Raw genomic sequence first — 21,857 nt, forward strand, 5'->3', positions numbered from 1 at the left:
GCGCGCCCTATGGGCTTGCGACCTGTTGCAGCGTGTTGAAGCGCGCCTTCTGCTCGCTGCTCAGCGTGGCGTAGAACTCGTCCAGGGCGGGTTCGACCAGCTTGGCGGCCGTCAGCATGGCCTCGAGCCGACGCTGCATCGCTTCGAGCCGTCCAACCGGCGTCAGCGGCACATCGTTCGGACAGGCCGCCTGCAGGTCCTGAACGCCCTTCGCCGTCGCTTCGCCGAGGCGGTCGAGCGCCTCCTTCTGTTTGCCTGCGGGGTGGAGCACAGCCTCGATCCTCTGGATCGGGAACTGAGTCAGGCCGGACTTCGGATCGCCGCAGCCCTCGGCACTGGTTTCCTGGGCACTGGCTTCCTGCGGCTGTGATGATCGCTCGCCGACATTGGGGCCGAGCGCGTTGAAGCGGGCCTGCTGTTCGTCACTGAGCGAGTTGTAGAAATTCTCCAGTGCCGGTCGCACGATCTTGACGGCTTCCAGCGTCGCGCCGATGCGGTTCATCATCGCGCGCAAGCGCCCAGGGGGCGTCAGTGCATAGGTCTCTGCGCAGGAGTCCTTGAACACGCCGGCAGCGTCGGCCGCCGCGGTCTTCAACTCGTCGAGCAGTGCGCGTTGCTCCGGCGTCGGCTGCACTGCTTTCGCGATATCGGCAAGCGGCCACGCGGTCACGCCTTTGTCCGGTGCGCCGCACAATTGCTGGAGCGTTTGTCGGCTCACGCTGGCGCGTGGACGCGCGCGGTCGCCGCGGGCTTGCGGATAGTCATACGGGTTGGCGCTGGCATAGGCGGAATAGGGGCTGTCACCACCCCAGAACACGGTATCGACGAAATCGTCATAGGCGTAGGCCCAATAGCCGGGCTCGTAGCCATAGGACCAGAACGTGTAGTTGAAAATATCAGAATAAGCGTAAGGCCAGAACACCGGCCCAAGCCATGCCACGAACACCGCGGGATGACGGTGACGCCAGGCTTGCCGGGGCGCCCAGCCGCTCTGGCGAGCGACGAGGGCCGCCTGGGTCTGCGGAGTGGCCTGCTCGCGGAAGCGCGCCGCGAACCGCCCGCGCTCGGCAGCCTGCACGGCGGCCGCAGTCGCCGCGGCGCGCCCGGCCGGAGCCTGCAGTCCAAGCCGCTGCTGGCGAGCCAGGTCAAGTTGCTGCGCGCGCTGCTCACGGCCGAGCAAGCGGTTCTGGGTCTGGAGCATCCGTTGCTGCTCGCGTTGCGCTCGCGCGCCTTCCACCTTTTGCGATTGCAATTGCTGAACGCGCTGCTGCAGGCGATCGATGCGGGTCTGGCGCTCCGTCGTCTGGCGCGACAGCGTCTCGCGCTGTCGCTGCTGCACCATTTGCTGGCGCTGCTGGATCTGCTGCTGATGCTGCTGCGCACGCTGTTCGATCTGATCGCGCCGTGACAGCCGCTCGCTCGCGGCCGGCGGTGCGCTGGGCCGCGATGGGGCGGCGATGTGCGGCGTCGGCCGCGGTGCCGTGGCCGGACGTTGCGGTGCTGCCGGCGGGCGATGGACTTCAGGCCGTGGCGCCGCCACGTGCGGGGCCGCTCGCGGCGGCGCAGCGACATGTGGGGTCGGACGCGGTGGCGGCGAGGCGACATGCGGCGCCGGACGTGGCGCCATGGCCGGTCGCTGCGGCATGGAAGGAGGATGGGATGCCGGCGCGGCGGGACGTGCCATCGCAGGCGGCGCCGCCGGGCGTGCCATGGCCGGTGGAGCTGCTGGCCGTGCTGCCGGCGCTGCGGCTGGACCCGGTGGCCCGCCCCTTCCATGTCCCTGGCCGGGTCCCTGGCCGAACGCGCCGACGCTCGCCGCCAGCATCGAGACACCAGCTAGAACAGAGGTAAGGCAAACGCCACGCGGAAGCATGATCTTAGCTCCCAGCTCATAATCGCCCACGATGTTTCAACGCGCATGTTGCGGAATCGTTCGTTGCTGGCGGCGGTCGGCATGCGATCTTCGGACGCAGGCAGTCTCAGGAGAAGTCCTGCGTCAGGGTGGTGGCGAGCCGCTCCAGCGCCCAGTCGACCTCGTCGCTTGTGATCACCAGCGGCGGAGCGATCCGGATCGTTTGCTCATGGGTATCCTTGGCGAGGATGCCCTTGCCCTGAAGCGCCTCGCAGTAGCGGCGCGCGCGGCCGGCCTCGGGATGCAGCTCGACCGCCAGCATCAAGCCGCGCCCGCGCACTTCGCGGATCGTATTGGCACGGATGTTTTTCAAGCCTTCGAGAAAGCGCTCGCCCTGCCTGGCCGCGTTCTCGATCATGCCTTCCTCGACCAGCACGCGCATCGCCGCGCGCGCCACTGCGCAGGCAAGCGGGTTACCGCCGAAGGTCGAACCATGCTGCCCGGGTCTCAATGTCCCGAGCACGTCGTTGTTCGAAAGCACCGCCGACACCGGATAGAAGCCGCCGGACAGGGCCTTGCCGAGCAGCGTCACGTCCGCCTCGATTCCCTCGTGCTGCTCGGCGAGCAGCTTGCCGGTGCGGCCTAGGCCGGTCTGGATCTCGTCGAGCACGAGCATCACGTTGTTGGCGGTGCAGAGCTGGCGCACCTCAGTGAAATAGCCGGCTGGAGGAATGATGACACCAGCTTCGCCCTGGATCGGCTCGACCAGAAAGGCGACCGTGTTTGGGGTGATTGCGTCTCGCAACGCCGCAGCGTCGCCGAACGGGATGATCCTGAAACCCGGCGCGAACGGCCCAAAATGTGTGCGTGTCTCGGGGTCGGTCGAAAAGCCGACGATGGCAAGCGTGCGACCGTGAAAATTGTTGGCGCAGACGATGATCTCGGCCGCACCGTCCGGCACACCCTTCACCTCATAGCCCCATTTGCGAACCGATTTGATCGCGCTTTCGACCGCCTCGGCGCCGCTGTTCATCGGCAGCACCTTGTGGGAACCGGTGAGCGCGGCGATCTCCTCGTAGAACAAGGCCAGCTGGTCGTTGTGGAAGGCCCTCGAGGTGAGCGTCAGCCTGTGCGCCTGTTCGACCATTGCCGCCAGGATCTTGGGGTGGCAGTGGCCCTGGCTGACCGCCGAATAGGCCGAAAGGCAATCGAGATAGCGGTTGCCTTCGGTATCCCAGACCCAGACACCTTCGCCGCGCGACAGAACGACCCCGATCGGCGCGTAATTATGGGCGCCAAAGCGTGCTTCCGTTGCGATGAGATCAATGACCGACGCGCTCATCTGTCGTCACTCCATTGCTGCGCGCCGGCGTCAACCGACCGCTCCGGCGGCCCTCAACTTGATCTGGGTATCGCTCTGCCGTCTTGGAAGCCTTCATGCGCCCGATCGCGTGGTGGGGCCCGATCTGCTCGAAATGTCAGATGGTTCTGCGGAACCACAGGGCCTCGTTCGCCGACACGCTCTCTACTGTGCATGGGGTTGTTTTCGACATTTTTGTTCTGGACCCCTCAGCCGATCGAACAAGGCACGCTCAAGAACCCGCGGAACCGCACCCGTCCGCCCCGCACCGGCTGCCCGCTCACGGCATAGTTCGGGAAGCGCGCTAGGAAGCGCGAGATCGCGATCGCGCCTTCCAGCCGCGCCAGGGCCATGCCGGCGCATTGATGCGCGCCGGTGGCGAAGGCGAGGTGCCGGTTTGGCGTGCGTGCAATATCGAAGAGTTCCGGGTCTGGAAACTGCGCGGGATCGCGGTTGGCCGCGCCAATGCACAGCGTGACGGACGTGCCGGCATCGAGCACGACGCCGCCGAGCTCGACACGCTCCGTGGTCATGCGATTGCCGAGCTGGTTCGAGCTTTCATAGCGCAGCATCTCCTCGACCGCCGTCTTGATCATGTCGGGGTTGTTGATCAGCCGCTGCTTCTGGTCGGGATGACGGTCCAGCGCCACGAGGCCGTTACCGATCAAATTGGTGGTGGTCTCGTGCCCGGCGTTGAGCAGGAAGATGCAATTGTGTAGCAGCTCCTTCTCGCTCAGCCGCTCGCCGTTCTCCTCTCCCTGGATCAGCCGCGTCAGCACGTCGCGCTCGGGATTGCCCGGCTTGGCGCGCCGTCGCGCCACCAGCGTTTCGAGATAGGCGAGGAAATCCGTCACCGCCTTGTTGCCGCGCGCCGCCGCCTCGGGCGACACCACGGGTTCGAGGGCGCCCAGGATCGCCAGCGACCAGCCACGCAGCGGTGTGCGCTCGTCATGGGGAACGTCGAGCAGATTGCCGATCACCTCGATGGGAATGGAGGCCGCGAAATCCTCGATCAGCTCGCAAGCGCCCTTGGCGGCGATGGCGTCGAGCAGGCCGTCGACCAGCTTGATGAGGTCGCCCTCCATGCCCGCGATCGCCCGCGGCGACAGCGCCCCCATGATCAGGCGGCGCACGCGGGTATGAGACGGCGGGTCGTTGAAGACGAGGCTCGTGGTGTGGTGTTCGTAGAGCGGGGTGTCGCCGTATTTCGGTGCGAACTCACGCTTCTTGTCCGAGCTGAACGACTTGGTGTTCTTGTAGGTGGTGACGAGGTCGTCGTAGCGGGTCAGGAACACGGTGCCGTTCGGCAGCCGCTTGACCGGCTCGTTCTCCCGCAGTGCACGATAAGTCGGATAGGGGTTGTCGTAGAACTCCGGCGTCAGCTTCTCGAGGTCGAAGCTGGCCGCCAGCGCCTTCGCATCTGCGTTCATCCCGTTATACTCGCCGGTTAAAGCCGATATGCCGTTTTTGTTGTTCTGGTCGGCGCATGCATGCGTCTACAGTCATTGCACCTTGCTAGCCGACCGGACAGGAAAATGCACGCACGCGCTGACGCTGCCGACACGGCCCCGAACTGGCCCGACGATATCTTCGCGACATTGCAGCGCTTCGACGTCCGGCAGGTGCCGTATGTCCCCGACGCCGGTCATTCCAGGCTGATCCAGCGCGTGCTGGACTCCTCCACCATGCGCGGCATTCCGCTGACGACGGAGGAGGAAGGGGTGGCGCTGCTCGCCGGCGCCTGGGCCGGCGGACAGCGTGGCGTACTGCTGATGCAGTCGAGCGGCGTCGGCAATTGCATCAACATGCTGTCGCTGATCCCGATCCTGCGCTTTCCGTTCCTCACGCTGGTCACCATGCGCGGCGAGTGGGGCGAGTTCAATCCGTGGCAGGTGCCGATGGGATCGACCACGCAGGGTGTGTTCGAGCTCTCCGGCGTCAAGGTGCTGCGCGCCTCGAATGCCGCCGAGGTGCCGGCTGTGCTCGAAGCGGCCGCGGCGCAGGCCTACAACGCGCTCACCCCGACTGCCGTCCTTCTGTCGCAGCGCCTGATCGGCGCCAAGGTTTTCACCAAATGAGCAAGGCCAATCTCCTCGACCGCCGCCAGGTGGTGTCGACGCTGCTCGCGGACCGCAAGGACGTGGTCGCGATCGGGGGCCTGGGTGCCTCCACCAACGACATGTGCGCCGCCGGCGACCATGCCCGCAATTTCTACCAGTGGGGTGGCATGGGCGGCGCCGCGATGATCGGGCTCGGCCTCGCTCTGGCGCAGCCGACGCTGCCGGTGCTGGTCATCACCGGCGACGGTGAAATGCTGATGGGGATCGGCAGCCTTGCCACCATCGGCCTGCAAAGGCCGCCCAATCTGTCGATCGCAGTGCTCGACAACGAGGCCTATGGCGAGACCGGCGGGCAGACCAGCCATACCTCGGCCGCCGCCGACCTTGTCGGCGTCGCCAAGGCATGTGGCATTGCGGACAGCCGGGCCGTCACGACCATGGCCGAGGTCGAGGCCTTTGCCAAAGCCGTCCACGACGTTTCCGCCGGGCCGCGCTTTGCCAATGTGAAGATCGACAGCGCCAGCCTGGAGCGGATCCTGCCAAGCCGGGATGGGACCTACATCCTCAACCGGATCCGCGGCGACCTCGGCTTCCAGCCTATCTAGCCGGGCGCGGCTCTCAGAGGCGGCGCCCTGCAAGCAGCCCGAGTGGTGGGACGAATTTCCCCTGAGTTTGCAACGCATTCAGGTTGCGATGCAACATAGTGCTTGACTTCTGCGTGGGTGAGTGCTTACTCACCACCATGAGCTCATTGCGTATGACGAGCGACCTGAGGCGTCAATTGATCCTCGGTGCCGCAAAGCGCTGCTTTGCCCGACATGGCTACACCGGCACCACGACGAAGAGCGTGGCGGCCGCCGCTGCCATTTCCGAGGCGCTGCTGTTCAAGCATTTCCCGTCCAAGGCCGCGCTCTATGCAGAAATTCTCAGCGACGAATGCGAAGCGGATCCGGCGTTCATCGAGCTTCTCGAGCGGGAGCCCTCGACCGCCACGCTGGTCGAGGTGATCCGCAGGATGGTCGGGCATTTCCTGCACATTGCTGACGGCCCCGATCAGGAAGAGGCGCAGCGCCTGCGACTGATGGCCACGAGCCATCTGGATGACGGTGAATTCGCGCGTTTGCTATATGCCAAGATCGAGACACTGATTGGGGCGGCTTTCGTCGGCTCGCTCGAGCGCGCCGTGGCCGCCGGGGATGCGCGGCCCTACGCTGGCGATCCGCTCAACCTGTTCTGGTTTGCGCATCATGCGGTGATGACCGCGGCGCTGACCAGGCTGCCGGCCACGCCTTGTCTCGCTTACGGCAAGGCGAACGACCTGGAGCGGCAGCTCTGTGAGTTTCTCCTGAGGGGTATAGGACTTAACGACGCCGCAATTGCTTCGCATCTGGGCCGCGATCAGGCCGCGGATGCCGGCAAGGCGGCGATTGCAGAAAGTGCATGACATGAACATCGTAACCGAACACAAGATTTCGGGCGAACCGATCGACAAGGCTCCCAAGCGTCCGGTCCGGCCGGTGCTCTGGTTCATCATCGTCGGCACGCTTCTGGCCGCGCTCGTCGGTGGACTCGTCTGGTTCAACTATTTCCGCGGCCAGATGATCCAGCAGTTCTTTGCCAACAACAAGCCGCCGCCGACGGCCGTCAGCGCGGCCGAGGCGAAGTCCGAGGTGGTGCCGAACCTGCTCACCGCTGTCGGCAGCCTTGTCGCCGTGCATCAGGTCGACGTCAGCGCCGACGTCAACGGCCGCGTCACGGAGATCAAGTTCGAGCCGGGTACGCGTGTCGAGGCCGGCACGCCGCTGGTGCAGCTGTTCGACGCGCCGGAGCAGGGCGACCTCGCCAATTACAAGGCGCAGGCGACCGTCGCGCAGCTGTCGCTTGACCGCGCCAAGCAACTGGCCGCGCGCCAGTTCGGTCCGCAGGCGACCGTCGATGCCGCGCAGGCCTCCTACGACCAGGCGCAGGCCGGCATCGCCAAGACCGAGGCGTTGATCTCGCAGAAGCTGGTGCGCGCGCCGTTCTCAGGCGATCTCGGCATGCGCAAGGTCGAGGTTGGCCAATACCTGACGGCAGGTACGGCGATCGTGTCGTTGACCGATCTGTCGGAGCTGTGGGCCAACTTCACGGTGACGGAAAAGGATTCCGGCAACCTCAAGGTCGGCCAGACCGTCCGGCTGAAGGTCGATGCCTATCCGGGCCGCACCTTCGAGGGCAAGATCACCACGATCGAGCCGCAGATCGCGACCGACACCCGCAACATCCGCGTGCAGGCGACGATCGCCAATCCGGAAAAGATCCTCAAGCCCGGCATGTTCGTGACCACCACGGTGGTGCTGCCGGACAAGCCGGCCGTGATCACCGTGCCTGAGACGGCGGTCGACTACACCCTGTACGGCGACTCGGTGTTCGTGATTGCCGAGAAAAAGGAAGCGGATGGCAAGTCCAGCCTCTCGGCGGTGCGCACCTTCGTGCAGACCGGCAACCGGGTCGAGGGTCGCGTCGAGATCCTCAAGGGCCTGAAAGCGGGCGACAAGGTCGTCGCCCTCGGCCAGCTCAAGCTGCAATCGGGTGCACCGGTATCGATTTCGACCGACCCGGCTCCGCCGATCCCGGCGCAGCCGCCGCGCTACTGACAACATCCTCACGTGATCCGGCCCGGCCGGATCACGTCTCTTGAGACAAAGAAATCCAGATCGGAAATCGAGATCGCCGCGATGGCCCTTACCGATATTTTCATCAAGCGCCCGGTTCTGTCGGTCGTCGTCAGCCTGCTGATCCTGCTGATCGGCCTGCGCGCGGCGATGGTGCTGCCGATCCGGCAATATCCGAAGCTGTCGAACACGGTCATCAACATCACGACCGTCTATCCCGGCGCGTCCGCGGACCTGATCCAGGGCTTCATCACCACGCCGATCGAGCAGGCAGTCGCCTCCGCCGAGGGCGTCGACTACATCACCTCGTCCTCCGTGCTCGGCACTTCGACGATTCAGGTCTACATCAAGCTGAATTTCGATCCGAACCAGGCGCTCACCGAGGTGCTGGCGAAGACGAACTCGGTGAAGTACCTGATCCCGAAGGAATCCAACGACCCGATCGTCACCAAGACCACCGGCCAGACCACGGCCGTGATGTATCTCGGCTTCTCGTCCGAGGAGCTGTCCGGCTCGGCGATCTCCGACTATCTGACGCGCGTGGTGCAGCCGGTGCTGTCGACCGTAGACGGCGTCGCCTCGGCCGACATTCTCGGCGGCCAGACCTTCGCGATGCGTCTTTGGCTCGATCCCGTGAAGATGGCCGGCCGCAACGTGTCGCCGGCCGACGTCGCCGCGGCAATCACCGCCAACAACTTCCAGTCCGCGGCGGGCCAGACCAAGGGCTATCTCATCGTCTCGAACGTCTCGACGAATACCGGCCTCACCGACGTCAACCAGTTCAAGAAGATGATCGTCAAGGCCAAGGACGGCGGCTTCGTGCGGATGGAGGATATCGCCACCGTCGAGCTTGCCGCCCAGAGCACCGACGCCAGTGTTGCCTTCAACGGCGAGCACGCGATCTTCATCGGCGTGCAGGCAACGCCGCAGGGCAACCCGCTGACGCTGGTCAAGGGCGTGCGCGCGCTGTTCCCCGAGCTCGAGCGCAATCTGCCGCCATCGATGAAGATGAAGGTCGCCTACGACTCGACCAAGTTCATCCAGTCCTCGATCGACGAGGTGGAGAAGACGCTGGGCGAGGCGGTGATCATCGTGATCGTGGTCATCTTCCTGTTCCTGGCCTCGCTGCGGTCGGTCATCATTCCCGTCGTCACCATCCCGCTGTCGATGATCGGTGTCTGCACCCTGATGCTGGCGCTGGGCTTCAGCTTCAACCTCCTGACCCTGCTTGCGATGGTGCTGGCGATCGGCCTCGTCGTCGACGACGCCATCGTCGTGGTGGAGAACATCCATCGCCACCTTGAGGAGGGCAAGACACCGGTTCAGGCCTCGCTGCAAGGTGCGCGCGAGATCGTGGGCCCCGTCATCTCGATGACGATCACGCTCGCGGCGGTGTATGCGCCGATCGGCTTTCTCGGCGGCCTCACCGGCTCGTTGTTCCGCGAATTCGCCTTCACCCTCGCGGGCTCGGTGATCGTGTCGGGCGTGATCGCGCTGACGCTGTCGCCGATGATGTGCTCGATGCTGCTGAAGAACACCGAGGAAGGCCGCTTCGCAAAGCTCGTGAACCGGGTGTTCGGCGCGATGACGCGCTGGTACGGCCGCAAGCTCGATCGCTCGCTCGACTACAAGGCCATCACCGGCCTGTTTGCGATCACGATCCTCGGCCTCGTCGGCTTCCTTTATATGCACACCTCCAAGGAGCTGGCGCCCGAGGAAGACCAGGGTATCGTGTTCGCAGTGACCAAGGCCCCGAAATACGCCAACATCGATTATCTCGATTTCTACGGCGAGAAGCTCGACAAGGAATTCGCGAAATTCCCCGAGACCGACCTGCGCTTCGTGCTGAACGGCATCAACGGCCCGCAGGGCGGCATCGCCGGCATGCTGCTCAAGCCCTGGGACGAGCGCACGCGTTCGTCGATCCAGCTGAAGCCGCTGGTGCAGGCCGAGCTCTCCAAGATCGAGGGCGTGCAGGCCTTCGCCTTCAACCTGCCGCCGCTGCCGGGCGGCCCGGGTGGCCTGCCGATCCAGATGGTGATCAACTCCACCGCCGGGTTCCAGACGGTCTATGAGCAGATGGAGAAGCTGAAGGAAGCTGCGCGCAAGAGCGGCATGTTCATCGTCTCCGACAGCGATCTCGCCTACAACCAGCCGAACGTGAAGGTGACGATCGACCGCACCAAGGCACAGGACCTCGGCGTCAACATGCAGAACCTGGGTGCTACGCTCGCGGTGCTGCTCGGCGGCAACTACATCAACCGCTTCAATCTCGAGGGCCGGTCCTACCAGGTGATCCCGCAGGTGCCGCGCGCCAAGCGGCTGTCGCCGGAATCGCTCGGCGGCTACTACGTGACGACCAATACCGGCCAGCAGCTGCCGCTGTCGACGGTGGTGTCCATTGAAACCAAGACCGACCCGAATTCGCTGACTCACTTCAACCAGCTCAATTCGGCGACGTTCTCGGCCGTGCCGATGCCGGGTGTGACCGTCGGTGCGGCGGTGGACTTCCTCGAAGGCGAGGCCAAGAAGCTGCCGCAGGGCTTCAGCCACGACTATCTGGCCGACTCCCGGCAATATGTGCAGGAAGGCAATCAGCTCGCGATCACCTTCGGCTTCGCGCTGATCATCATCTTCCTGGTGCTGGCCGCGCAGTTCGAGAGCCTCCGCGACCCGCTGGTGATCATGATCTCGGTGCCGATGGCGATCGTCGGCGCGCTGATCCCGCTGTTCTTCGGCGCGGCGACCATGAACATCTATACCCAGGTCGGTCTGCTCACCCTGGTCGGCCTGATCACCAAGCACGGCATCCTGATGGTGGAGTTCGCCAACGAGCTCCAGGTCAAAGAGCGGCTCGACCGCCGCTCCGCCATCGAAATGTCGGCCCGCATCCGCTTGCGGCCGATCCTGATGACGACGGCCGCCATGGTCACCGGCCTGATCCCGCTCCTGACCGCGACCGGCGCAGGCGCGGCCAGCCGCTTCTCGATCGGTCTGGTCGTCGTGGCCGGCATGTCGATCGGCACGCTGTTCACGCTGTTCGTGCTGCCGGCGGTCTATGTGGTGCTGGCGACCGACCATCGCGCGGCGGCCGATTCGGAGCGGAACAAGCAGGTCAACGAGCTCGACCTCGGCTCCAAGGCGCTGCGGCCGACCTGAGGCCGCAAGGCAAGCCAGTCCAAGGGCGGCAGCGGTCATCCGCTGCCGCCCTTTTTCGTTGTGTCCTGAGGAAGCCCGTTCCTGCGCTTGCGAGAGACAAGGTCCGGTCTTCTTGCTAGGTTCCGCGGGATGAGCCTTTCCCTCCACTCCGACACGCCTCGAGCCGGGACGCTGCCGAGCGCGGCCCCGGCCAAGGCAGCGTCCGGCGGAACGGCGGGCCGCGGAATCAGGTCGCGGCTGTTTACCAAATACGTCGCGCTGTTCGTGGCCGTCGTCGCCATCGCTCTGCTCGCCAATGGCTTGTTCGAGGTCTTCTTCTATTATCGCGAGCACAAGGCTTCGCTGATCAGAGTCCAGCACGAGCAGGCCGAGGCGGCCGCTGCCAAGATCGGCCAGTTCGTCAAGGAGATCGAGAGCCAGCTCGGCTGGACCACGCAACTGCCCTGGTCCGGTGGTTCGATCGAGCAGCGCCGGTTCGATGCGCTGCGGCTCCTGCGCCAGGTGCCTGCCATCACCGAACTTGCCCAGGTGGATTCGACCGGCAAGGAGCGGTTGCGGGTCTCGCGGCTGGCGATGGACGCGCTCGACAGCGGAATCGACCTGTCGGCCGACCCGAAGTTCACCGAGGCGGTCGCGCACAAGGTCTATTACGGCCCGGTTTATTTCCGCCGGGAGTCCGAGCCCTACATGACGCTGGCGCTGGCCGGCGCCCGCAAGGATGCCGGCGTCAGCATCGCGGAGGTCAATCTCAAGCTGATCTGGGACGTCGTGTCCCAGATCAAGGTCGGCGAGCACGGACACGCCTACGTGGTCGGTCCGGAGGGACGACTGATCGCGCATCCCGACATCAGCCTCGTCCTGCGCAATACCGACATGTCGAACCTAGCGCAGGTACGTGCCGCGCTGGCCGGGAGCGGTACCGGCGCTGGCGCGCTTTCCGAAGCTCGCAACATCCAGGGCCAGCAGGTGCTGACCGCATCGGCCCCGATCGAGCCGCTGCACTGGACCATGTTCGTCGAGCTGCCGGTCGAGGAGGCCTATGCCGCGCTCTATGCTTCATTGCAGCGGCTTGCGATCGTGCTGCTCGCAGCATCGATCTTCGCGGTGCTCGCCGGGATCTTCCTGGCGCGCCGCATGGTCGTGCCGATCCAGGCGTTGCGCAGCGGCGCCGAGCGGATCGGGGGCGGCGATTTCTCCCAGCGCATCTCGATTAAAACCGGCGACGAGCTTGAAGGGCTCGCCGACCAGTTCAACGACATGGGCGCACGCTTGCAGGAATCCTATGCCGACCTCGAGAACAAGGTCGAGCAGCGCACCGCGGAACTCCGCCAATCCCTCAACGATCTGCGCACAGCGCAGAACCGCCTGATCCAGACCGAGAAGCTTGCGTCTCTCGGCCAACTCACCGCCGGCATCGCTCACGAGATCAAGAACCCGCTCAACTTCGTCAATAATTTCTCCGCAGTGTCGACGGAGCTGATCGACGAGCTCAACGAAACGTTGCGATCCGCCGCTCTCGACGGCAAGACGAAGGAGGAGGTCGAGGAGTTGACCGGCATGCTCAGGGGCAACCTCGAGAAGGTGGTGCAGCACGGCAGGCGCGCCGATTCCATCGTGCGGAACATGCTGCTGCATTCGCGCGAAGGTTCCGGCGAGCATCGCGCCGTCGACATCAATGCCGTCGTGGAGGAAAGCCTCAATCTGGCCTATCACGGCGCGCGTGCCGAAAGGCCGGCATTCAACGTCACGCTCGAGCGCGCGTTCGATCCCGCTGCCGGCATGGTCGATATTTATCCGCAGGAGATCACGCGCGTCTTCCTCAACCTGATCTCGAACGGCTTCTACGCGGCGGCCAAGCGCAAGGAGAGCGAGGGGGACAGCTTCGCGCCCACCCTGGGCGCGACAACGAAGGATCTCGGCGGCAGCGTCGAAATCCGGATCCGCGACAACGGCACCGGGATTCCGCCCGAGGTGAAGGAGAGGATGTTCAACCCCTTCTTCACCACCAAGCCGGCCGGCGAGGGGACGGGGCTCGGTCTGTCCATGAGCCATGATATCATCGTGAAGCAGCACGGCGGCACGATCGACGTGAACACCGAGCCCGGTGTATTCACCGAATTCATCATCACCCTGCCGCGGGCGATGGCAACAGGCAGCACGACTAGCAGCACACCCGGAGGCAAGTCTTGAACGTTTACATCCTGGTCGTCGATGACGAGCCCGACGTCGAGGCGCTGTTCCGGCAACAGTTCCGGCGCGACCTGCGCGCCGGCCGCTTTCAGATGGAGTTCGCGCTCTCGGCTCCCGAGGCGCTGAAGCGCGCCGCCGAGGTTCGCGATCCCTCGCTGATCCTGATCCTGTCTGACATCAACATGCCCGGCATGAGCGGGCTCGACATGCTGCCGAAGGTGCGCGCCGCGCATCCGGATGTGCCCGTCATCATGATCACGGCCTATGGCGACGCCGAGACGCGCCGAAAGGCGATCGAGCGCGGTGCCGTCGGGCTTCTCACCAAGCCGATCGACTTCGCGCTGCTGCGGCAGGAGATCGACACGAGGCTCGAGCAAGCCGCATGACTGCGACCATCCTCTTCGTCGACGACGAGCCTGACCTCGAGGCGCTGATCCTGCAGAAATTCCGCAGGCAGATTCGCGATGGGAAGCTCGCTCTCATATTCGCGCGCGACGGCCTGGAGGCGCTGGAGTCGCTCGAGATGAACCCGCAAGTCGACATGGTGGTTTCCGACATCAACATGCCGCGGATGGACGGGCTGTCGCTGCTGGCGAGGCTCCAGGAGGCCGAGGACAAGAAGTCGACCATCATCGTCTCGGCTTATGGCGACATGAGCAATATCCGCATCGCCATGAACCGCGGCGCTTTCGACTTCCTGACCAAGCCGATCGACTTCGCCGATCTGGAGACCACGATCGAGAAGACCATTCGTCATGTGGAGATGCTGCGCGAAGTGCGGCGGTGCCAGATGGAAGCCGAGCGCGCTTATGCCTCGCTGTCGCGTTTCTTCTCGCCGGAGATCGCAAGGCGCTTGGCCGCGGATGTCGAGGGCGACGGCATGGAGGTGCATTGGCGCGATGTCGCCACCCTCTTCACCGACATCACCGGCTTCACCTCACTGGTCGAGTCCGCCGCCCCGCAGACACTGGGCGAGCTTCTCAACGAATATTTCGGCGGCATGACCGAGATTGTCTTCGCTCATGAGGGGACGGTCGCCAAGATCATCGGCGATGCGATCCAGGTGCTGTTCAATGCGCCCGGCGACCAGCCGGACTATGCGACGCGTGCAGTCGCCTGTGCCCATGACCTCGACGCCTGGGCGGAGGACTTTTCGGCGCGCTGGAAGGCGAGGGGCGTGAATTTCGGGACCACCCGCATCGGTGCCCATGCTGGCCCCGCGCTGGTCGGCAATTTCGGCGGCAACCGATTCTTCGACTACACGGCCTATGGCGACACCGTCAATACGGCGGCGCGGCTGGAGGCGGCCAACAAGTATCTGGGAACGCGCATCTGCGTCAGTGCCAGCGTGGCCAAGGGAGCTGCGAACTTCCATGGTCGGCCCGTGGGCGACCTGATGCTGCGCGGGCGCAGCGAGCCGCTGCGTGCGTTCGAACCGCTGCCCCAGGCGAAATTCGAAGCACCGGCGACGGCGCAATATTCCGAAGCTTTTGCCAAGATGGAGGCCGGCGATGCCGCCGCCATGCCGGCCTTTGCCGCGCTGGTCGGGATGCATGCCGACGATCCGCTGGCCGGTTTTCACCTGAGGCGCCTGCTCAACGGCGCCAAGGGCACTCGCATGCAATTGGAATAGGAGTCCGTCATGACGCGCGAATTCTCCGCCGGCAACTATCGTTTCATTCCATCCGTGTTCCAGTATTCCGCCGGCGCCGCCGCGGACGAGGGCTATGAGATCGAGCGCGTCCGGTTCGACCGCCTGGTGCCGCTCGCGGAAGGATTTGCGCTGGCCGCAAAGTTCATCCGGGAGGCCGGGCGTCCGTTGACGGCGTTCTGTGCCTGCGAGCTGCGCTCGCCGGCGGCCTTCAGCGAGGAAGGCTTTCGTGCGTTCAACCTGCACTATGTGAAGACGTTGTCCGAGTGGGGCATCTTTGACGGCACGACCAATCCGGTGGCGCGCAGCAATGTCTGCCCGGAGATCGATCCGCCGTCAGAGCCGTCCTTCTACGCATTCTCCTTCACGCGACCGACGCGATCAAACACGCCCAGCTTCGTCATCGCCGGCGGCGCCGAGGCACGCGAGGGCAGCGGTACCTATGTCGAGCGCACCGTGCGCTACCGCGACCTCAGTCCGGAAGGCTTGCGGGAAAAGGTTCGCTTCACCACGACCTCGCAGATGGAGAGCCGGATGGCCGCCTTCGGCTTCGGCTGGAAGGACACGACCGGCGTGCAGGCCTACTCCGTGCACGACTTCCACCACGCCCTGGTCGACGAACTGGTCCGCCGCGGCGCCTTGCGCTCCGGCCTGACCTGGCATTTTGCCCGGCCGCCGGTGGTCGATCTCGAATATGAGATGGACTGCCGCCGCGTGATGCGCGAGGTTGTGATTTAGCGCTGCCGCGGATCGAGCGCATCGCGAAGGCCGTCGCCGAGCAGGTTCAGCGACAGCACCACGAGAAAGATCGCGAGGCCCGGCCAGATCGCCATCCAGGGCGCCTGGGTCAGGAAGCGTTGCGCGGCGTTGAGCATGCTGCCCCAGGACGGCGCGGGCGGCTGCTGGCCGAGGCCGAGGAAGGACAGAGCGGCTTCCGCGATGATGGCAGCGGCGATCGAGAGTGTCGCCTGCACCAGCAGCGCGGGCAGGATGTTCGGCAGGATATGGGAGAACGCGATCCGCCATGGCGGATTGCCGAGCGCCCGCGCGGCCTCGACATAGTCCTCGGCCTTGACGACGAGCACCTGGCCGCGGGTCAGGCGGATGAAGATCGGGGTCGCCGAGATGCCGATCGCGATCATGGCATTGCCGAGGCTCGGCCCGAGGAATGCCGCGAGCGCAATCGCCAGGATCAGGAAGGGGCAGGCCAGCATCGCATCGGTGATCCGGCTGATCAGCGCGTCGGTGAAGCCGCCGCGATAGCCGGCGAGAAGGCCGAGCGGCACGCCGATGCCGAGCGCGATCGCGACCGAGATGAGACCCGCGAGGAGGGAGGCGCGCGCGCCGTAGACGACGCGGCTCAGGATGTCGCGGCCGAGCTCGTCGGTGCCGAACCAGTGCGCGGCCGTCGGCGGCTTGCGCACCAGGCTCCAGCTCGTCGCGATGGGATCGTAGGGAACGACGAGTGGCGCGAGCGCCGCAAGGAGGATGAATACCGTGATCACGACAAGCCCGAACACGGCCGCCTTGCGCTTGAACAGTCGCCGCCGGGCGCGACGGGCCGGGCTGTCCAGCTCGTAGGCTTGGGCGGCGGGGCTGGCGGGCAACGCAGTGTCGGTCATCCCTAGCCCCTCAGCCGCGGATTGACGAGGACATAGGCGACGTCGGCGACGAGGTTCAGGGTAATGTAAACCGTGGCCGTCACCAGCACCACGCCCTGCACCACGGCGTAGTCGCGATTGAACACGGCGTCCACGATCAGCTTGCCGAAACCGGGGATGGAGAAGATCTGTTCGGTCAGCACCGCGCCCGACAGCAGCGTGCCGAGCTCGAGCGCGCCGAGCGTGATGATCGGCGTCAGCGCATTGCGCATGGCGTGCTTGAGGATGACCGAGCGCTCGGAAAGACCCTTCGCGCGAGCGGTGCGGACATAGTCGCTCTCCAGCACCTGGAGCATGGCGCTGCGGGTGTGTCGCATTAGGATCGCGGAAATCGCGTTGCCGAGCACGAAGGCCGGCATGATGGTGGCGGCGAGACTCGCGCGCCAGTCCTCGGTCAGCGGCACGTAGCCCGAGGCCGGCAGCCAGCCGAGCTTGATCGAGAACAGGAAGATCAGGAGGATTCCGAGCCAGAAATTCGGCGTCGAGATACCCCACAGCGCGAACAGATTGGCGCCATAGTCCCAGGCCGTGCCCTTCTTCACCGCGGAGACGATCCCGGCGGGAATGCCGATGCAGAACGCGATCAGGATCGCCATCGAGCCGAGCTGCAGCGTCACCGGCAGCTTCTGCGCGATCAGCTCGCGCACCGGCATCTTGTTGCGCAGCGACTCGCCGAAATTGCCTGTCAGGACGCCCTTGAGCCAGTAGACGTACTGGACCGGGATCGGCTGATCGAGCTTGTACTGCTGGCGGATCTGCTCGATCACCGCGGGATCGCGCTCCTCGCCGGCCATCACCAGCGCGGGGTCACCCGGCAGCAATTGCTGCAGCGAGAAGATCAGAACCGACACGAAGAACAGCGTCGGTACGATCTGCGCGATCCGGCGGGCGAGGAAGTTCAGCATGGTGCCGAGCGCTCCGTGGGCGCTGTCGCGATCACTTGAACTTCAGCCCGACCACGCGCACGAGGCCATCGGGCATCTGCCGGTAACCGTCGAGCTTCTTGGTGTGCGCGATCAGAAGCGTGCGGTGATAGATGTAGATGATCGGCAGGTCGTCGAGCAGGATCCTGGCCAGCTTGGCGTAGATCGCCTTGCGCTCGTCGACGTTCGCTGTCGCTCGCCCCTCTTCCATCAGCTTGTCCGCCTCGGGGTTGGAATAGCCTCCGTCATTCTGCGGCGCCTTGCTGCGCATGAAGATGTAGGAATTGCCGTCGGGATCGATCCGGCCGCTCCAGTTGATCTGGAAGACCTGGAACTCGCCGGCCTGGGCCTGCTTGAAGGTGGTCGCAAATTCGACCGCGCGGATCTTGATGTCGAAGCCGGCTTCCGCCGCCATCGACTGGACGACCTGGGCGACGGCCTCGTTCTCCGCGCCCTTCGGGATCATGTAGTCCACCGTCACCGGCAGGGGGACGCCCGCTTCCTTCAGCAGCGCCTTGGCCTTGGCAACGTCGCGGCCGCGAACCGGGAATGCCTTCTGGTAATAGGGATGCGTCGGGCTGACCCATTGATTGCCCGGCGTGAACTCTCCGTTGAACACGACCTGGTTGAGAGCCTCGCGATCGATGGACAGATCGAGCGCCTGCCGGACTTTGGCCGACTGGCTCAGCGGGCCCTTGTTCTTGTCGTTACCGATGTTGATGGTCAGGCCGAGATAGCCAAGCTCCGGCGCGGTCGACAATACGAGCCGGGAATCGGCGCGGACGTCTTTGATGTCGGTGGCGAGCACGCGTTCGATCAGGTCGAGCGCGCCGGATTTCAGATTGGCGAGGCGTACGGTGGCGTCGACGATCGGCTGGAACACGACGCGGTCGATGTGGATGTTGTCCTTGTTCCAGTAGTCGGCGAATTTCTCGAACACCATGCGGTCCTGCTGGACGCGCTCGACGAATTTGTAGGGACCGGCGCAGACCGGATGCAGGCCGAACTTGTCACCGGCCTCCTTCGCAGCCTTGGGCGAGACCATCATGCCGGAGCGGTCGGTGAGCTGGGCGATCAGCGGCGAATAGGGCGTCTTCAGCACCAGCTTGATGGTGAGGGGATCGACCACCTCGACGTGGTCGACGCTGGCGAGCTCGGACTTGCGGAACGAGGTCGGCAGCGTCATGTGACGCTCGATCGAGAATTTCGCGGCTTCCGCATCCAGCGGTTCGCCGTCGTGGAATTTGACGCCTGGCCGAAGCTTGATCGTCATGGCCTTGCCGTCGGCCGATGTCTCGTAGGACAACGCCAACTGTGGCACGATGTTGAGCTTCTCGTCGATGTCGAACAGCTTGTCACAGAACGCGGAGAAGACGATGCGGCCGACATAAGTGCGGCCGATGCTGGGATCGAGGATGTCGGGGTCCTCGGCGATGCCGATGCGAAGCGTAGTCTGCGCCTGGGCGGTGCCCGCGAGCGACGTCAGCAATGCCGACGCCAGGATTGTCAAACGCATAAAGCTCATCGCTCTCAACCTCTGTTTTACGGCGTTGTGGGGGCCGCCCCCAATGAACGAACCCCGCCGCCGCGTGCTGCTTCCGGCCCGCCGCTGAAGGCTGCGACCAGTTTTTCCAGGACGGGCGAGAAGCCGCCGTCCATGGGGACGATCGCCTCCGAGGAGGGCAGTTCCGATGTTCGGTGGCAGGCCGTTGCATGTCCGATGCCATCCGGCATGAGCTGGGGCATTTCGCTGCGGCAGCGTTCGATGACATAGGGACAGCGGGTGTGGAAGCGGCATCCCGACGGCGGATTGAGTGCGCTGGGGATCTCTCCCTGCAGCACAATCCGGCTGCTCTTTGCCCGCGGTTTAGGCACGGGGATCGCGGACAGCAGCGCCCGGCTGTAGGGATGGCGCGGCGCGGCGAACAGCGCGTCCGCCTCCGCGGTCTCGACGATCTGGCCGAGATTCATCACCGCGACGTGGTCGGCGATGTGCTTGACCACGGCGAGGTCGTGCGAAACGAAAATGTAGGCGAGGCCAAGCCGGTCCTGCAACTCGCGCAGCAAGTTCAGGATCTGCGAGCGGATCGAGACGTCGAGCGCCGAGACCGGCTCGTCGCAGATGATCAGCTTCGGCTCGACCGCGAGCGCGCGCGCGATGGCGATGCGCTGGCGCTGACCGCCCGAGAATTCATGCGGATAGCGCCGCGCCAGCCGCGGCTCGAGCCCGACCAGCCGCAGCAGCTCGGCAACGCGCTCGGATCGTCGCGGCGCCGGAACGAGATCGTGCAGCGCCAGCGGCTCGGTCAGGATCTGCCCGACCGTCATGCGCGGATTGAGCGAGGCGTAGGGATCCTGGAAGATGATCTGGGCTTCACGCCGGAAGGCGCGCAAGCCGTTGGCGTCGAGCGAGAGCAGGTTGCGGCCGTCGAAGCGGACCGCGCCCGCATCCGGCTCGATCAGCCGCAGCACCAGGCGGCTGACGGTGGACTTGCCGCATCCGGATTCGCCGACGAGGGCCAGCGTCTTGCCGGCGTCGAGCGAGAACGAAACGCCATCGACGGCCTTGACGTGCGCCAATGCGCGGCCGAACAGCGAGCGCTCGGCGACGAAATGCTTGACCAGGCCTTCGACCTCGAGCAGGGCCATTACGACACCAACAGTTCGAGCGGCGCGCGGATGCAGCGCGAGAGGTGACCGTGGCCGACTTCCAGCAGCGGCGGCGGCGCCTTCGTACAGGCATCCAGCATGAAGGGACAGCGCGCGGCGAAGCGGCAACCGGCGGGCGGCTGCGCCATGTTCGGAACTATGCCTTCGATCGTCGCAAGCTGCTCGGCCCGATGGTCGAGCCGCGGGATCGAGCCGAGCAGCCCGACCGTATAAGGATGCTGCGGCGCCGAGAACAGCTCGTCCACCGGCGCGCGCTCGACGATCTCGCCGGCATACATCACCGCCACCTCGTCGCAGACCTCGGCGACGACGCCGAGATCGTGGGTGATCAGGATGATCGCGGCGCCGCTCGCCGCTTTCAGCTCGCGCATCAACTCCAGGATCTGAGCCTGCAGGGTGACGTCGAGCGCGGTCGTCGGCTCGTCGGCGATAAGGAGGCGCGGGTCGCAGGCCAGCGCCATCGCGATCATGACGCGCTGGCGCATGCCGCCGGAGAGCTTGTGCGGATACTCGTCGATGCGCCGCTCGGGCGATGGGATATGGACGCGGCGCAGCAGCTCGATTGCGCGGTTCCGCGCACTCTTCCGCGAGCCGCCGCGATGGCGCAGGATCGTTTCGATGATCTGATCGCCGATCGTGAAACTCGGGTTGAGCGAGGTCATCGGTTCCTGGAAGATCATCGCCAGCCGGTTGCCGCGGAGGTCGCGCAGCGTCTGGTCCGGGGTCTTCAGCAGGTCGAAACCGTCGAAGCGGATCGCGCCTGATATCTCCGCGCTCTGCTTCGGCAAGAGGCCCATGATGGCCAGCGAGGTCACGCTCTTGCCGCAGCCGGATTCGCCGACGAGGCCGAGCGTGGCGCCATGGGCGACACTGAGATCGACGCTGTCGACGGCGTGGGTGACGCGGCCGTCGTCGCCGTGAAAGCGGATGCGCAGATCCCTGATCTCGATGAGGGGGCTCGTGCTCATGACCGCCTTGCCCGCGCTGCTGCGATGCTGGCGTCGATGACGCTGCGATCGGTGTTGCCGGCCGGGTTCTGCCGCGTCGGCATGGAGGCGCGGAAGTGTACCCAGAGCTCGTGGCTGACCTGCTCCAGACGTTCGAGCTCGCCCAGCGGATCGGGATGATCGTCGGTGCGAATGTCGAGCGCCGGCCATTCCTCCTCGCCGTGGATCAGCAGCGCGGCGGACTGCTTGCCGCGCTTGTCCCCGCCGGCGGCTTCACCCGCGCGCATCGCCGCGAGCAGGCGGCGCGGGAAGGACAAGCTGTCATTGGCGATGTAGGTCTTTGCGGTCTCGTCGAGCACGTCGGCGCAGGCGAGCATGTTGCCCGCGATCGAGAAACCGCTGCCTGCGATGTGGCCGCACCAGTCGACACAATCGCGCCCTGTATGCGCGGCGATCTCGCCGCTGGCGTCCATGATGTGGATCTGGCGGCTTTCGCGGCCGTCGTCGGTCGCGAGCAGGGTGGCGAGCACGTCGTGCGCGTTCAAACCTTCGCGCAGCAGCTTGACGCCGTCGATGCCGTAATAGGGATTGACGAAAGCCTGCGTTGCGATGGCGCCGACGCCGGCGGCAATGTAGGGGACCCGCGCGCCGACGGCGAAGAAGCGGGTTGCCACCGCAATGCCGAACTGGCCGGTGGAAGGGTCTCGCGCGATGATCGACCAGGTCATGT

At 65.2% G+C, this 21,857-nt stretch carries 19 protein-coding genes; 10 read left to right on the top strand and 9 right to left on the bottom strand.

Translation table 11 applies throughout. The features are described from left to right. Positions 1-7: 7 nt before the first annotated feature. Complete coding sequence (locus FJV43_RS27750) at positions 8-1,180, bottom strand: Spy/CpxP family protein refolding chaperone (RefSeq protein WP_239629636.1); 1,173 nt, start codon at positions 1,178-1,180, stop codon at positions 8-10. Here FJV43_RS27750 and FJV43_RS27755 point away from each other — a divergent pair. After that, a complete protein-coding gene (locus FJV43_RS27755; RefSeq protein ID WP_239629844.1) occupies positions 1,151-1,408 on the top strand; it encodes a hypothetical protein in 258 nt (85 codons plus the stop codon). The two genes, FJV43_RS27750 and FJV43_RS27755, sit on opposite strands and share 30 nt — an antisense overlap. Before the next feature lie 571 nt (positions 1,409-1,979). On the opposite strand, the gene rocD is transcribed toward FJV43_RS27755, so the two are convergent. Together rocD and FJV43_RS27765 are read right to left on the bottom strand one after the other, a co-directional pair. Then, on the bottom strand, positions 1,980-3,194 hold the full coding sequence (gene rocD / locus FJV43_RS27760) for an ornithine--oxo-acid transaminase (RefSeq protein ID WP_239622194.1): 1,215 nt from the start codon (positions 3,192-3,194) through the stop codon (positions 1,980-1,982). 227 nt (positions 3,195-3,421) lie between these two features. Then, a complete protein-coding gene (locus tag FJV43_RS27765; RefSeq protein WP_239622195.1) occupies positions 3,422-4,642 on the bottom strand; it encodes a cytochrome P450 in 1,221 nt (406 codons plus the stop codon). Between the two features lie 105 nt (positions 4,643-4,747). Here FJV43_RS27765 and FJV43_RS27770 point away from each other — a divergent pair, with 105 nt between their 5' ends. The 9 genes from FJV43_RS27770 (at position 4,748) to FJV43_RS27810 (ending at position 15,664) form a co-directional block, all read left to right on the top strand. Further along, positions 4,748-5,290 (top strand): phosphonopyruvate decarboxylase, encoded by a 543-nt coding sequence (locus tag FJV43_RS27770; protein WP_028178284.1) that lies wholly within the window; start codon positions 4,748-4,750, stop codon positions 5,288-5,290. Next, positions 5,287-5,877: a thiamine pyrophosphate-dependent enzyme gene (locus tag FJV43_RS27775; RefSeq protein ID WP_239622196.1), complete on the top strand. Its 591-nt coding sequence runs from the start codon at positions 5,287-5,289 to the stop codon at positions 5,875-5,877. Before FJV43_RS27770 ends, FJV43_RS27775 begins: the two co-directional genes overlap by 4 nt. A 137-nt stretch (positions 5,878-6,014) precedes the next feature. Then, positions 6,015-6,716, top strand: a complete 702-nt coding sequence (locus tag FJV43_RS27780; RefSeq protein WP_061878200.1) for a TetR/AcrR family transcriptional regulator — start codon at positions 6,015-6,017, stop codon at positions 6,714-6,716. Position 6,717: 1 nt separating this feature from the next. Then, positions 6,718-7,908 carry an efflux RND transporter periplasmic adaptor subunit gene (locus tag FJV43_RS27785; protein WP_239622197.1) on the top strand — a complete coding sequence of 397 codons (1,191 nt, stop codon included), beginning with the start codon at positions 6,718-6,720 and terminating at the stop codon, positions 7,906-7,908. Between the two features lie 81 nt (positions 7,909-7,989). Beyond that, entirely contained in the window at positions 7,990-11,085 is a 3,096-nt protein-coding gene (locus FJV43_RS27790) for a MexW/MexI family multidrug efflux RND transporter permease subunit (protein WP_239622198.1), read from the top strand. A 129-nt stretch (positions 11,086-11,214) separates the two neighbouring features. Then, complete coding sequence (locus FJV43_RS27795; RefSeq protein ID WP_239622199.1) at positions 11,215-13,275, top strand: ATP-binding protein; 2,061 nt, start codon at positions 11,215-11,217, stop codon at positions 13,273-13,275. After that, positions 13,272-13,661: a response regulator gene (locus tag FJV43_RS27800; protein ID WP_024340065.1), complete on the top strand. Its 390-nt coding sequence runs from the start codon at positions 13,272-13,274 to the stop codon at positions 13,659-13,661. Before FJV43_RS27795 ends, FJV43_RS27800 begins: the two co-directional genes overlap by 4 nt. Continuing rightward, entirely contained in the window at positions 13,658-14,908 is a 1,251-nt protein-coding gene (locus tag FJV43_RS27805; RefSeq protein ID WP_239622200.1) for an adenylate/guanylate cyclase domain-containing protein, read from the top strand. Before FJV43_RS27800 ends, FJV43_RS27805 begins: the two co-directional genes overlap by 4 nt. A 9-nt stretch (positions 14,909-14,917) precedes the next feature. After that, a complete protein-coding gene (locus tag FJV43_RS27810) occupies positions 14,918-15,664 on the top strand; it encodes a hypothetical protein (RefSeq protein ID WP_239622201.1) in 747 nt (248 codons plus the stop codon). Here FJV43_RS27810 and FJV43_RS27815 read toward each other — a convergent pair. From FJV43_RS27815 to FJV43_RS27840, 6 genes are read right to left on the bottom strand one after another with little or no spacing between them, the layout of a single operon-like run. Beyond that, on the bottom strand, positions 15,661-16,548 hold the full coding sequence (locus FJV43_RS27815; protein WP_239622202.1) for an ABC transporter permease: 888 nt from the start codon (positions 16,546-16,548) through the stop codon (positions 15,661-15,663). The genes FJV43_RS27810 and FJV43_RS27815 overlap by 4 nt on opposite strands. A gap of 2 nt (positions 16,549-16,550) precedes the next feature. Continuing rightward, positions 16,551-17,492, bottom strand: coding sequence for an ABC transporter permease (locus FJV43_RS27820; protein ID WP_239622203.1), 942 nt, complete (start codon positions 17,490-17,492; stop codon positions 16,551-16,553). A 31-nt stretch (positions 17,493-17,523) separates the two neighbouring features. Continuing rightward, positions 17,524-19,035 (bottom strand): ABC transporter substrate-binding protein, encoded by a 1,512-nt coding sequence (locus tag FJV43_RS27825; protein ID WP_239622204.1) that lies wholly within the window; start codon positions 19,033-19,035, stop codon positions 17,524-17,526. A 17-nt stretch (positions 19,036-19,052) separates the two neighbouring features. Beyond that, on the bottom strand, positions 19,053-20,159 hold the full coding sequence (locus FJV43_RS27830) for a dipeptide ABC transporter ATP-binding protein (RefSeq protein ID WP_239622205.1): 1,107 nt from the start codon (positions 20,157-20,159) through the stop codon (positions 19,053-19,055). Next, entirely contained in the window at positions 20,159-21,148 is a 990-nt protein-coding gene (locus tag FJV43_RS27835; protein ID WP_239622206.1) for an ABC transporter ATP-binding protein, read from the bottom strand. Before FJV43_RS27835 ends, FJV43_RS27830 begins: the two co-directional genes overlap by 1 nt. Continuing rightward, entirely contained in the window at positions 21,145-21,855 is a 711-nt protein-coding gene (locus FJV43_RS27840) for a DUF1028 domain-containing protein (protein ID WP_239622207.1), read from the bottom strand. Before FJV43_RS27840 ends, FJV43_RS27835 begins: the two co-directional genes overlap by 4 nt. Positions 21,856-21,857: the final 2 nt, after the last annotated feature.

It is taken from the genome of Bradyrhizobium sp. I71, assembly GCF_022354745.1.
GTDB lineage: Bacteria > Pseudomonadota > Alphaproteobacteria > Rhizobiales > Xanthobacteraceae > Bradyrhizobium > Bradyrhizobium liaoningense.